The following is a 12,510-nucleotide window of genomic DNA, read 5'->3' on the forward strand; positions in this document are numbered from 1 at the left end:
CTCGCAGGATTCCTCTTTTCAGCCAATCACTTTGGATCAGAAGGCGACAAGGTCAACAAGGCATTGACCCCTTGCAAATCACTATCTTCCAAATGCCCACCCAAAGCAGACAGGCGCAGACGGTTGATGAGTACATCGATCCTGGCCTGTAGCCAGGCCAGGCGGGTGGAGGCTGCCTCGCTTTGAGCGTTGAGCAGATCCAGAGTACTCCGATCTCCCACCTGTTGCCCCAAATGGGTGGAGTTGACTCGATCATCACTGGCAGTCATGGCATGAGCCAAGGCTTCAGCCCTCTGCGTCCCGGTGGTGACACCTAACCAGGCTTCCCGAGTACTGAGCAGAACCAGTTGATGGACCTGTTCCGATTCTGCCTGTGCCTGACGTGCCAAATAGGTTTTTTCATCCTGATGGGCACTGCGCATCCCCCCGCTATACAACGGAATGGTTACCTGCACGCCCACCAGAGAAGTACGCAGAGTATTGCTGGCAGAACCATAGTTTCCGCTTCCGGTCAAATGGTCGCTGTCCACTTCTCCCACCAGATCCACCGAAGAAGAGGATAGCGCGCCGTACCGTTTGGCCTCCTGGCGGGCAATCTCGACCTGAAGAGATTTTTCCTGCCATTGCAGATTATGGTTGGAAGCATCCATGAGCCAGTCATTCAGCGATGCGCCCGCTGTGGGTAATGCCCCACTGTAGGGAACGGCCAGAGTCAATTCATCTGGATTGATACCGGTCATGTCACCGAGAGCCTGTTGTTTCATCTGCAAATTTGCCTCGGCTGCCAAGACCTGTGCTTTCATGGCTTCCCGACGCGCCAGCGCTTCATGGGTATCCGTCACCGGTACCTCTCCCAACTCGAATTTGCGCTGAACTTCAGCCAAGGCTCGTTCCACGGCCAGTGTTTGCTGACGCGCAACGCGCAGAGCCTCCTGGGCCAAAACCACCTCGAAATACCGCTGTACGGTTCTCAGGATCAGATCCTGACGTGCATTGGCCCATTCCAGCTCCGCAACCTGACTTTTGAGGTCCAGTTCCCGCCCCTGTGCCAGGCGATCCCCGCTGATCAGCGGCTGACGGCCCTGTACAGACCAGCGCTGCAATAACCCCCCATTGATGGAAGTATTGAAGTTGGCATTGTTGGTGGCAGGGAAAAATCCAGGCGCACTGAACTGGGCGCCCTGAATCTGACTTTGACTTGACATGCGCCCTTCTGTCCCACTGGCTTGCAGGGTAGGACGCCAAAGCGCACTGGCCTGGTCTTTTTGGGTTGCCCCTGCCTGATGTCCGGCCGCTGCTGCCTGATACGCCAGATCATGTTGCTGCGCCGCCTGCCAGACATTGAGAAGATCACTGGCCTCACTCCATGTAGGGAGCATTACCCCCCACAGAACAAGCCATGACCGCCCCAGGAACTTCTTCCGGATCGCAGGATTCATGGAATCAGCACCCGGTCCGGACACCCAGTTTACGGAGCAGGGTTTCCATCAAACACCACCGGGTAATCCCGCTTTGTAACAAGTTGGCACCCACGAAAGCGGTGAAGGCCAACCACCAGGAACTCTGGAAAAAGGGACTGGCAGAACTACCCAGCAACAGTGAAATAAGAATGAATGCGCCTGCGATAATACGAACGATGCGCCAACTGGTCATGATTCAAGTCCCTCCTTGGGTGGGTTTGAGTGTTGAGAATGATAAGCGGTGTAATACAGCATGGGAATCACCACCAAAGTCAAAACAGTGGACACCAAAATGCCGAAAATCAGGGAGATGGCCAGCCCGTTGAAAATGGGATCATCCAGAATGAAAAAAGCCCCCATCATGGCAGCCAGCCCAGTCAGAATGATGGGTTGGGCACGAGTGATGGCAGAACGCACGACGGCTTCCTTGAAAGGAATGCCCTGAGCCACCTGAACATTGATAAAGTCCACCAGCAAGATGGAATTACGCACGATGATCCCGGCCAAGGCAATCATTCCGATCATGCTGGTGGCGGTAAACTGGGCGCCCAACAAGGCATGCCCCGGCATGACGCCGATGAGGGTCAGGGGAATCGGCGCCATGATGATGAAGGGGGTCAAATAAGAACCAAACTGTGCCACCACCAGCAGATAGATCAGGATAAGTCCCACCCCATAAGCTAGGCCCATGTCACGGAAGGTTTCATAAGTCACCTGCCATTCCCCATCCCACTTCAGAACATAATTTCGATAGCCTTCTGCGGGAGGATGAATGAAATCATCCTCCAGTTTCCCGCCATCGGGCGTCTGTATCTGCACGATGCGCGAACGCATGCCAAACAGGCCATACAGTGGACTGTCCACCTTCCCTGCCATATCTCCGACCACATAATTGACCGGCAACAGGTCCTTATGGTAAATCGGCTGTTCACGCACCGTATTCAGCGGGCCGGCCAATTCGCGCAGCGGAATGATTTGTCCCTCGGCCCCTTGTACCCCCAGAGAAAGCAGAGTATCCAGGCTGCCCTGTTGATCCGGCGGAAGTTGCAACCAGACAGCTGCGGGATACTTGCTCTGGTCGTGCAGCCAGGTCACCGCCTCGCCCGAAAGGGCCGTCTGCAGCGTGGTAGCAATGGTCTGTTGGGAAACCCCGAGGAGTGCTGCCTTGTGACGATTGACCTGAAGCAGGATTCTGGGTGCTGGCACGATGCTGCTGTCCCCTACATCGACGATACCCGGCGTTGTGGAAAACACCTGACGCACGGCTTTGGCCACGGTCAGACGCCCTTCTGCCGTCGGACCATAGATTTCCGCCACAATGGGTGAAAGAACCGGAGGGCCAGGCGGCACTTCGGCAATCTTGACATTGGCCCCAAAGCGCCGGCCAATGGCCTGTAACGCAGGACGAAGGCGGGTTGCAATGGCATGGCTCTGTTCCTTGCGCTGGGACTTGTCCACCAGATTGACCTGAAGGTCACCCAGTTCGCTGGATGCCCGCAGGTAGTACTGACGCACTAACCCATTGAAATTGATGGGGGCCGCCGTGCCCACATAGGCTTGGTAGTTCGTTACCTCGGGGACAGTGGTCAAATAGGCCCCCAACTCGTGGATCACTGCGGCAGTTTCCTCGAGGGGCGTTCCCGCCGGCATATCCACGATCACCTGAAACTCCGATTTGTTGTCAAAAGGGAGCATTTTGAGCCGTACCAGTCCCGTCGCCGGTAGCGCCAGAGATAAAACAATCAGTGCCACGATTCCCAGCCCCACCCGGCGACGGTTACCCTGCCCCCGAACATCGTCCAGCAACGGAGTAAATATCCGCCGGAACAAAGGAGTCAGAAACTTGGCCAAACCTTGCGGGGTGATCTCCTGCCCCGCCTGGGTGCCTTGAACCGGTTCAGCGGGAGGTCCGCCCTGAATCTGCCCTTCTTTCATCCAGATCCGCGCCAACCAGGGGGTGATCATGAAGGCAATGGACAGGGACAACACCATGCCCATGCTGGCATTGATGGGAATGGGGGACATGTAGGGTCCCATCAACCCAGTCACGAATGCCATGGGTAAAAGCGCTGCAATCACGGTCAGCGTGGCCAGAATGGTGGGTCCGCCCACTTCGTCCACTGCACCGGGAATCAGTTCGCGTAGCGTTTTCCCTGGAAAAAGGTGTTGGTGACGATGAATGTTTTCCACGACCACAATGGCATCGTCCACCAGAATCCCGATGGAAAAGATCAGAGCAAAGAGGGAAACCCGATTGAGAGTAAAACCCCAAGCCCAGGAGGCAAAGAGGGTGACGGTCAAGGTCAGAATCACTGCGAATCCAACAATGGCAGCTTCCCGTCGTCCCAGCGCCAGAAAAACCAGTGCAACGACGGAGGCCGTGGCAAAAAGAAGTTTATGAATCAGTTTTTCTGCCTTGTCGTTAGCAGTTTCGCCATAGTTGCGTGTCTCACTGACCACTACATCGGCCGGAATAACCGTATTTTTGAGACGATCCACTTGATTCATGAGGGCGTTGGCCACACTGATAGCATTTTCACCCGGTTTTTTGGTCACCACCAAGGTAACTGCCGGATAGTCCACAGGCCCCTGTTTTCCCGCCTGACCAAACCACACATAGCGGTTGGGCGTTTGGGGCCCATCTTCAACCTGTGCCACTTCCTTCAGATAAACAGGGTGATGATCGGTCACTCCCACAATCAAATTCCCCACATCCTGGGCATCATTCAGGTAATCGCCACTTTCCACCGCAATGGCGTGGTTTCCCACCAGCAAGTCCCCCGCCGGCAACCCCTGATTGGCAGACTGTACGGCAGTCCGTACCTGTTCCAGGGTGATATGACTGCTCATCAATCGCGCCGGGTCAAGATTGATGCGCAGGGCTCGCCCTGGTCCACCCACCGTAAACACGGCACGCGTTCCGGATACCCGTTTGAGATCTCCTTCCATGCTCTGGGCGACCTGTTCCAGTGCATAGGCACCGATCTGCGGATTTTTACTGTAGAGCGTCAAGGTAAGAATGGGCACATCATCGATTCCTTTGGGTTTGATGATGGGCGATAAAACACCCAAATTTCGAGGAAGCCAGTCCGCATGGGTATTTACGGCCTCGTAGAGTCGCACCAGCGCCTTGGTGCGCGGTACCCCCACCTTGAACTGGACAGTCATAATCGCCAACCCGGGACGGGACAGGGAAAACACATGGTCGAGGCCCTGAATCTGACCCAGAATCTGTTCGGCCGGTGCCGCCACCATTTGTTCCACATCCCGGGCAGAAGCCCCCGGAAAAGGAATCAGGACATTGGCCATGGTGACATTGATTTGAGGTTCTTCTTCCCGCGGGGTCACCAGAATGGCAAAAACCCCCAACAAAAAACCAACCAGCGCCAGCAATGGCGTGATCTGAGCCGTTTGAAAAAAGTGGGCGATACGCCCAGAGATGCCGAGGGAGTGTTTCATCGTGCCTTCACCGTCCCTGCGTCAGAGCCCGTTGCGCCTCAGGAACGACTTGCTCTCCTGGGGAAACCCCACTCAGGATTTCCACTTGCTGCTCCAGAACACGTCCCAAACGAACCTGCCTCAAGAGGGGATGCCCTTCTCGGTCGCGTACATAAACTCCTGTCATTTCAGCACGATGTACCACTGCGCTGAGGGGAATCCAGAGCACCTCTCGAGTCGAATCTCCGCTCGGAAACCAAGCCCGCACAAAGGTCCCCGGCCGCCCCAAGGGGTGGAGTGCATCTCCCGGCAATCCCAGACGAACCTGAACCGTATGACTGGACGGATCCGCCGTGGGCAACACGGTGACGTAAGTTGGAATGATCCACTGCGCCTTCATGCCAGCGCCCTTCAACTCCAACCGGCTCGGTACGGTGGTAGATGAAGAAAGGATCATACTTTCCGGAACCTGGGCCGTCACACGCAGGTGAGAAGGGTCATAGAAAGACACCAGGGTCCGCCCTGGTTGCGCCATATCCCCGAGGCTCACGGGGACTTCTGCCACAATGCCGTCAAAGGGTGCACGCAAGACGTAGTAACCGGCCTGGGCACGCAATGCCGACGATTCGGCCAATTGTGCCTCCGTCTGGGCTTTTGTGGTTTTGAAACGGGCTTCTGCCCGATCCAGTGCGGCCTGACTGATATACCCTTTGGCAAACAGTTGGTTCTGGCGTTCATACTCACGGGTCGCCACTTCTAATGTGGCCCTGACTGCCTGCTCCTGAGCCACCTTGGCCGCGACATTTTGATCCACCGCCCGCTCATCCAGACGAATCATGATCTGATTCTTCCTGATCCGCTCACCGGGATGTACTGACACCGCCACCACCCGCCCAGAAACCTCGGCTGCGATCACCGTCTGACGCTCGGCTTCTATCACGCCGTCATAGCCCGTCATGTCACGAAGTGCCTCCGATTCTCCAGTTTCTTGAGCCTGCAAAGAGACACCATGAAGAGAAAGCCCCATCAATATGGCTCCAAATATCCAAATAAACCTTCGATTGGACCCGTCATCTCTTTTCATTACGGTTCTTGCCATGGCGCACTATCCTCTATTTTGGCAATTCTTTCGCTTCTAATTATTTACTAATTAATATTATGTAACTTTATATATCGTTTTATGGTAAACTGTCAACACTTTCCTGAAAATATTCTTTGGAGATCCTCGAAATGGACCCATGTGAGGGCGCAACGCTGCATAATTTCAAGCAGATGTATGCTTCGGCCGATCGAGCCTGCAGTTTTCTTAAAGTGTTGGCCAACCCGGATCGTCTCGTCCTTCTTTGCCGTTTGGCAGAGGGTGAGTCTTGTGTCAGCGAATTGGAGTCTGCTCTGGACATCCATCAGCCCACCTTGTCACAGCAACTGGGAATTTTGCGAGAAGAGGGTCTGGTGGCCACCCGACGAGATGGTAAGCACATTTTCTACCGGGTGATCAGCCCAGAGTCCATTGCCATCATCAAAGCATTACAAACCCAATTCTGCAAACCGCTCGGAACCGGACAGGATTGAAAGAACCTTCCGGAATTCACAGGCCTGACGGGCTTGATGTCTCCTGATTGAACCAGTGAAGGGTACGATGCAAACTCACCACTCCGCCCACAATGATCAGGGTGGGTGCCTGCAGGGGTTCGGTCCGTACTTGCGCCGGCAAGGTTTCCAGCGTGCCCGTCATGACTCGCTGATGCCGTGTGGTTCCCTGCTGAATGATCGCGGCCGGGGTCGTCGGGGAAAGACCATGACTGATCAGTTCCCGACATAAAATTTCCAGACCATGCAAACCCATATACACCACCAGAGTTTGCTGAGGACGCGCCAGATTTACCCAATCCAGATCCATGGTTCCATCCTTGAGATGGCCCGTCACAAAGATACAGGATTGGGCATGGTCCCGATGCGTCAGGGGGATTCCAGCATAGGCCGCAATGCCAGAAGCTGCGGTGATGCCAGGAACCACCTCGAAGGAAATTCCGTGGGCGGCGAGGGTCTCGATTTCCTCTCCCCCTCGTCCAAAGATGAAAGGATCTCCCCCCTTGAGTCTAAGCACCCTTTTACCTTCCAGCGCCAAACGCACCAGAAGTTCATTGATGCTTTCCTGCGGAACGGCATGGTGACCCCGTTGCTTACCCACATAGAGGCACGTCGCCCCCGGAGGAAGTAAAGCCATGACCCCCGGTGATACCAGATTGTCATATACCACGATATCCGCTTGATTCATGAGACGCAATGCCTTGACGGTGAGCAAGTCCGGGTCTCCTGGGCCGGCTCCCACCAAAAATACCTTTCCCAGGGGGATGAAATCCTGACGCGGCCCGGTAAAACGCTGACGATCGCGCCCTTTCCACCATTCTCCGGTCAGTGCCCGTGCTTCTTCAACAGAGGTCGCTCGTTCCATGGCGAATAGAGCAACTGCTGCCGTCTCCACCACCGCAGCCTCCCCATAGTCACTCTCCTCGCTGCCCGCCCACACACGGTACAAACGGGCGCAATCCATGGAATCATCCCGCAGATGCCGTTTCTCGAAACAGGCTGGCCAGAGTTCCTGCTGCGCTACGCCCTGTCTAGACCAATAAAGTTGGGTCGCGCCATCCGGATTGATTTCAGCCTCCCCCCCTTCCCCCTTGAAGACAAACATGCAGGGATCTCCCAGCAATCGGGCTGCCTGCTGGTGAATCCTGTCATAGCCCGGATGAAAAATTCCCACCAGAGATACAGGCGCATTCAACGGGTTACTCATTCGTGCCACCGTATGAATGGGCGAACGTAACCCCAGCACCTGCTTCAACTCTAGCAACTTCATGATCTGGGGTGCAAAATTTGCCACGGAGATAAAGGCAAAACCGGTCTTCACCATGGAGTCCGCCGCCTCGTCCAGCGAGTATGCCCTGGGGATTCCCAAGGCTTTCAACGCATCAGAAACGGAACGGCGTTCGGCCTCCACCTGCTCCAGACCATGCATCAGTACCCGAATGCCACGTTCGGCCAGAAGCAACGCTGACAGTACATACCAAGGCAATTGACGTCGTTTCCCGGCATAACTGGCCCAGTCCAGATCCACCAGTACCTTGGGCCCCAAAGGGAGGGAATGTCGCAATGCCCGGACCATACCGGCCACTTCTTCTGCCGTTTCCTCCTTGAGGCGAACCAGAGATAGAAATGCCCCAATCTGTTCCGGACGCACCGCTCCCGCCAGAATCAGTCCGAGGGCTTCCTCGGCTTCTGTTTCGGTCAAACTGCGGGCACCGCGCTGTCCTTTGCCCAGCAGCCGTATAAACTTCGTAAAGGGATGTTCCATGACTCATGGTACCAAAAATTCAACCCAAGGCGTGTCCCTCGAAGGGAGTCGGGCTCACTTCTTTCTGAGAAAAAAGGTGTACTCACTTCCCTCTTGTGCCGCAGAGATCAACTCGTGACCCGTCTGCTTGGAAAAAGCCTGTATATCTCCCATCGAACCGACATCAGTGGAAATGATTCTGAGCACCTGACCCGACACCATATCCGCCAAGGATTTTTTTGTTTTCAAGATCGGCAGGGGGCAACTCATTCCCCTGACATCCAGTTCCTTGTCCGCTTGCATGGCGCTTTCTCCTTTTCGTAAACGTCCCGAATGATACTCTACCAAATCACCTCAGGAAGCGGGATTTGGTAGAGTTAGAGTTTCACCGAGGAAAGATTCAAAGGCCGCGCGTGCCGGACTGGCTGGTCGTCCTTTCAGGGAGATCTGGCTGAGAGGACGTTGCAGATCTCCCTGCGACCAGGGAATGTAGGCCAACTCTCCCTGCTCGAGATGGTGGGCCGCCATGATCGCAGGAACGATGGCAACTCCCACGCCTGCGACAACCATCTGAACGGCCGCCTGGTTGCTTTGCACGATAATCTGTCGCGCAGGGACAATTCCCAGATGCGCCAGGGTTTCCGCCACTACCCGTGCCGTGCCGGATCCTTCTTCTCTAAGAATCCAACGGCATTGCCCTAGATGTTCCCGTTTCACTCCCGGTTTCGTCACCAGAAGCAGGGGCTCATTGTGCCATAATCTGCAATTCAGACGATCCTCATCCACCGGCCCTTCCACCAGCGCCACCTCCACCAAGCCTTCCAGTACCTGATGTACCATGGTTTCCGTGTTCCCGCTACTCACCCGAATGTCGATCTGGGGATGGCGTTCCAGAAAAAGAGCCAGATCCCGTCCCAGCCAATAGGTAGCAATGGTCGTGCTGGCGCCGATATGCAAACAACCCTTGCGTAATCCGCGCCGTTCTTCGATATCCTGCAATGCTGCCTGCTCTAGGGCAAAAATGGAACGGGCGTGAGAGAACAAAGATACACCCGCTTGCGTCAACTTGACCTGACGGGAGGTTCGTTCCAGCAGTGCGATGCCCAGGATCTCTTCGAGACCGCTGACTGCCTTGGAAATGGCGGGCTGGGTGAGGTGCAGATATTCTGCCGCACCTGTAAAACTACCGGTACGGGCAACTTCTGCAAATGCTCTCAAATGATGGAAGTTCAGTTTCATGGACAAAAGTATCGCTGCACACTCGATGAGTAAGGACCATTCCCTGGAGAATCAAGGGCAATGAACGCCTATCCTCGGCCCCCAAAGGAGGCCGGTTCGGGTAGGTTCAACCCCGTAAGCCAACACTTCCACCCCTTCACGCATCACCTCGCGCAGCAACCGGCCATAGGCAGGATCTATGGCATCCGCAGGATGTACTACGTGAACATCCGCGCGTTGAACACAGAACAGCAACACACTCCGCGCGCCCTCTTGCACCACACAGTCCCGCAATTCCCCCAGATGCTTCAAAGCCCGCTGACTGACAGCATCGGGAAACAATCCTATCCCCGGTTCAAGACTGGTGGTTACGCTCTTGACTTCGAGATAACAAACGGGAGAATTTTGATCCTCAAGCAACCAATCGATCCGACTACGTTGCTGACCGTAGGATACCTCCGGGCGGTGGCTGGCATAGCCCGATACTTCTTCGATCGCGCCCCGTTTCAATGCCTCCCCCACCAATGCATTGGCCCGATGTGTGTTCACCCCGACCCAAACCTTACCGACCTGAATCTGTTCAAGGGTATAAGGACAGCGACGGGTGGTGTCGCGGGCACGGCTCAGGCGCGCGCCTTGCCCCAACTCCAAGCATCCCAACATACTGCCTGTATTAGGTACATGTGCTGTAATGACTTCTCCATCACCGAGTTCGATATCCGCCAGAAAACGCTGGTAGCGCCGCAACAGGCGCCCCTCACTCAGAGATTCCGCATAATTCATGAATCAGGGTAAATCGAACAACAGGAATTCCGTTTGTCCCGGAGTCCCAATGGCAATTCGTTCACGCTGGGCGATGCGTAATCCATCGCCTTCCCGCAAAGGACGTCCATCCACGATCAATTCGCCAGCCGCCACTTGCAGGTAACCTTTGCGCCCTGGATCAAAATCGTATACCAGAGTGTCATCCGCCCCCAATATCGAGGCATAAATCCGGACGTCCTGATGAATCGTCAGAGACCCGTCACGCCCATCTGGAGAAGCAATGAGACAGAACCGTCCGCGCCGTTCTTCCGGCAGAAATTTTTTCTGTTCATATTCAGGGGTTCGTCCCCGCCGGTCAGGCAAAATCCATATCTGCAACAGATGGACAGGATCAGATTCGGATGGGTTGAATTCGCTGTGGGTGATGCCGCTGCCCGCGCTCATTCTCTGTACCTCTCCAGCTTGGATCACCGATCCATTCCCCATACTGTCCCGGTGTTCCAGACTGCCCTCGAGAAGGTAGGTAAGGATCTCCATGTCCTGATGAGGGTGTGTGCCAAACCCACTATTCGGTGCAATCCGGTCATCATTCAGGACCCGCAGAACACTGTAATGCATGTGCGCCGGGTCATGATAATCTGCAAAGGAAAAGGAATGCCAGGATTCCAACCAGCCTTGGTGGGCATATCCCCTGTCTTTGGAACGACGCAGTGCCAACATGAGTCATCTCCCTGGAAGCGGAATCTATTATACGGATCCCATAGGCACAAGATAGGGACAAGAGGAGCTGGAATCAAGCCCTTCTTTCACGTCGAGGAATCAGATCATCCAGCCATTCTACCCAATGCCGAACGGGAATCGACTCATCCTTGGCCAGATGCATCTGACACCCAATGTTGGCGCTCAGAATGACCTCCGGTTTTCCAGCCTTGAGAGCCGCCAGTTTGTTTATCTTGAGTTGCTCGGATAACCCGGGTTGGAGCATGGAATAAGTGCCGGCGGAACCACAACAAAGATGCCCATCTTCTACGGCGGTGAGTTCTGCCCCCGCTGCCCGTAACAACTGTTCCACACCCCCACGCAGGCGCAATCCATGCTGGAGTGAACAAGGGGCATGAAAAGCAACGCGCCCCTTGGACTGGTCAGAATCGATGCCAAGGCTTTTCAATGTCAATCGTTGTTCATCCAGGGTTACGCCGATCTCTCTGATCAGTACTTCAGAAATATCCTGGGCCAATTCGGTCACCCGACGGGCCCGTTCCCGATACGCGGGGTCATGGCGCAGGGCATGCCCATATTCGCGCACTTCGACCCCGCAACCCGAAGCCGTACTGATAATGGCTTCTGCCCCTTGTTCCACGAAGGGCCACCAGGCATCGATATTACGACGCATGGCCTGCAGTGCTTTTTCTTCATCTCCCAGGTGATGAGCCAGGGCCCCACAACATCCCGCACTGGGCGCTACCACACCTGAAATGCCCAATCTATCCAGCAAACGTTGTGCCGCGCTCTGAGTCGCCGGGGTCAAAGCCGGTTGGACACAACCCGCCAAAAACACCATGCGTCTGGCATGGCGGACAGAAGGGATCCAGCCCGCTTCCTGGCGGTGGGGAATGGCGGAACGCCAACGCTCGGGAAGCAGGGGACGCACCATGCGCCCCATATTCAACAAGGTTTGAAAAAGTACCGGTTGGGGCAGTACGGTCTTGAGCAAGGTACGAACCACCCGTTGCCCCAAGGGGCGAGGCACGGTTTTTTCTACCCACTGACGTCCTTCTTCCAGCAAATGGGCATACTCCACTCCTGAGGGACAGGTGGTCTCGCAAGAACGACAGGTCAGACAGCGGTCGAGATGAAGGCGGGTTTCCTTCCCCTCGGCCTTGCCTTCCATGAGTGCCTTGATCAGGTAGATTCGGCCCCGCGGACTATCCCGTTCATCCCCCAGTATCTGATAGGTCGGACAGGTAGCCAAGCAAAATCCACAATGCACACAGGAACGAAGAATCCCTTCTATGGAAACTGCCGCCGGTAATGCACGGGTTTTTTCGTCAAGATGTGTTTCCATGGCCTTAACCTTCCAGAAAACCGGGGAGCCCCGGATTCAGAATTCCAGCCGGATCAAAGACTTTCTTGAGGTTGCGGTGAAGGGCCAGCAGTGCGCCTGAGGGAGGCTCTGGAAAAGGACGAGCCGGATCACCGCCGTGCCACTGTTGGGCATGCCCTCCGGCTTCCCGCGCCATGGCATGAACCTGAGCGGGACCATGATCGCAGGCAATCCAGCGTAGTCCCCCCCCC

Annotated in this window: 12 protein-coding genes; 1 reads left to right on the forward strand and 11 read right to left on the reverse strand. The window is 55.4% G+C overall.

Translation table 11 applies throughout. From position 1 onward, the window contains the following. Nucleotides 1-26: 26 nt before the first annotated feature. Genes IV91_RS0104020 through IV91_RS0104035 form a run of 4 tightly spaced genes read right to left on the reverse strand, consistent with a single transcriptional unit; the run spans nt 27 to nt 5,925 of the window. Nucleotides 27-1,439, reverse strand: a complete 1,413-nt coding sequence (locus IV91_RS0104020) for a TolC family protein (protein ID WP_150112370.1) — start codon at nt 1,437-1,439, stop codon at nt 27-29. A gap of 4 nt (nt 1,440-1,443) precedes the next feature. Then, nucleotides 1,444-1,653 carry a YgaP family membrane protein gene (locus tag IV91_RS0104025; protein ID WP_031596215.1) on the reverse strand — a complete coding sequence of 70 codons (210 nt, stop codon included), beginning with the start codon at nt 1,651-1,653 and terminating at the stop codon, nt 1,444-1,446. Next, on the reverse strand, nt 1,650-4,919 hold the full coding sequence (locus IV91_RS0104030) for an efflux RND transporter permease subunit (protein WP_031596218.1): 3,270 nt from the start codon (nt 4,917-4,919) through the stop codon (nt 1,650-1,652). Before IV91_RS0104030 ends, IV91_RS0104025 begins: the two co-directional genes overlap by 4 nt. A 7-nt stretch (nt 4,920-4,926) precedes the next feature. Beyond that, nucleotides 4,927-5,925, reverse strand: coding sequence for an efflux RND transporter periplasmic adaptor subunit (locus IV91_RS0104035; protein ID WP_051862031.1), 999 nt, complete (start codon nt 5,923-5,925; stop codon nt 4,927-4,929). Between the two features lie 203 nt (nt 5,926-6,128). Between IV91_RS0104035 and IV91_RS0104040 the strand changes: the two genes are divergently transcribed. Continuing rightward, the gene (locus IV91_RS0104040) at nt 6,129-6,470 is read left to right on the forward strand and encodes an ArsR/SmtB family transcription factor (protein WP_031596222.1); all 342 of its coding nucleotides are present in this window, start codon (nt 6,129-6,131) and stop codon (nt 6,468-6,470) included. 16 nt (nt 6,471-6,486) lie between these two features. Here the strand turns inward: IV91_RS0104040 and IV91_RS18850 are convergent, their stop codons facing one another. The 7 genes from IV91_RS18850 to IV91_RS0104075 all read right to left on the reverse strand — a co-directional run. Next, entirely contained in the window at nt 6,487-8,253 is a 1,767-nt protein-coding gene (locus IV91_RS18850; RefSeq protein WP_084189910.1) for a glycosyl transferase family protein, read from the reverse strand. A gap of 54 nt (nt 8,254-8,307) precedes the next feature. Beyond that, a complete protein-coding gene (locus tag IV91_RS0104050) occupies nt 8,308-8,535 on the reverse strand; it encodes a sulfurtransferase TusA family protein (protein WP_031596226.1) in 228 nt (75 codons plus the stop codon). Between the two features lie 51 nt (nt 8,536-8,586). Continuing rightward, complete coding sequence (locus IV91_RS0104055) at nt 8,587-9,471, reverse strand: LysR family transcriptional regulator (protein ID WP_150112371.1); 885 nt, start codon at nt 9,469-9,471, stop codon at nt 8,587-8,589. A gap of 51 nt (nt 9,472-9,522) precedes the next feature. Next, nucleotides 9,523-10,233, reverse strand: coding sequence for a DNA/RNA nuclease SfsA (sfsA, locus tag IV91_RS0104060; RefSeq protein WP_031596229.1), 711 nt, complete (start codon nt 10,231-10,233; stop codon nt 9,523-9,525). 3 nt (nt 10,234-10,236) lie between these two features. Continuing rightward, nucleotides 10,237-10,935 (reverse strand): pirin family protein, encoded by a 699-nt coding sequence (locus tag IV91_RS0104065; RefSeq protein WP_031596230.1) that lies wholly within the window; start codon nt 10,933-10,935, stop codon nt 10,237-10,239. A 73-nt stretch (nt 10,936-11,008) separates the two neighbouring features. Beyond that, a complete protein-coding gene (gene glcF, locus IV91_RS0104070) occupies nt 11,009-12,280 on the reverse strand; it encodes a glycolate oxidase subunit GlcF (RefSeq protein WP_031596231.1) in 1,272 nt (423 codons plus the stop codon). Nucleotides 12,281-12,284: 4 nt separating this feature from the next. Then, nucleotides 12,285-12,510, reverse strand: a 226-nt coding sequence (locus IV91_RS0104075; RefSeq protein ID WP_031596232.1) for an FAD-linked oxidase C-terminal domain-containing protein, incomplete at its 5' end; no start/stop codon positions are given.

Origin of the sequence: Ferrovum myxofaciens (assembly GCF_000735045.1) — a bacterium.
Taxonomy (GTDB): Bacteria; Pseudomonadota; Gammaproteobacteria; order Burkholderiales; family Ferrovaceae; genus Ferrovum; species Ferrovum myxofaciens.

Bases quoted from the DNA above. Each gene is read 5' to 3' on its own strand.
- IV91_RS0104050 (WP_031596226.1), bottom strand. From the start codon at position 8,535: ATGCAAGCGGACAAGGAACTGGATGTCAGGGGAATGAGTTGCCCCCTG.
- sfsA (WP_031596229.1), bottom strand. From the start codon at position 10,233: ATGAATTATGCGGAATCTCTGAGTGAGGGGCGCCTGTTGCGGCGCTAC.
- IV91_RS0104040 (WP_031596222.1), top strand. From the start codon at position 6,129: ATGGACCCATGTGAGGGCGCAACGCTGCATAATTTCAAGCAGATGTAT.
- IV91_RS0104020 (WP_150112370.1), bottom strand. From the start codon at position 1,439: ATGAATCCTGCGATCCGGAAGAAGTTCCTGGGGCGGTCATGGCTTGTT.
- IV91_RS0104065 (WP_031596230.1), bottom strand. From the start codon at position 10,935: ATGTTGGCACTGCGTCGTTCCAAAGACAGGGGATATGCCCACCAAGGC.
- IV91_RS0104030 (WP_031596218.1), bottom strand. From the start codon at position 4,919: ATGAAACACTCCCTCGGCATCTCTGGGCGTATCGCCCACTTTTTTCAA.
- glcF (WP_031596231.1), bottom strand. From the start codon at position 12,280: ATGGAAACACATCTTGACGAAAAAACCCGTGCATTACCGGCGGCAGTT.
- IV91_RS18850 (WP_084189910.1), bottom strand. From the start codon at position 8,253: ATGGAACATCCCTTTACGAAGTTTATACGGCTGCTGGGCAAAGGACAG.
- IV91_RS0104035 (WP_051862031.1), bottom strand. From the start codon at position 5,925: ATGGGGCTTTCTCTTCATGGTGTCTCTTTGCAGGCTCAAGAAACTGGA.
- IV91_RS0104025 (WP_031596215.1), bottom strand. From the start codon at position 1,653: ATGACCAGTTGGCGCATCGTTCGTATTATCGCAGGCGCATTCATTCTT.
- IV91_RS0104055 (WP_150112371.1), bottom strand. From the start codon at position 9,471: ATGAAACTGAACTTCCATCATTTGAGAGCATTTGCAGAAGTTGCCCGT.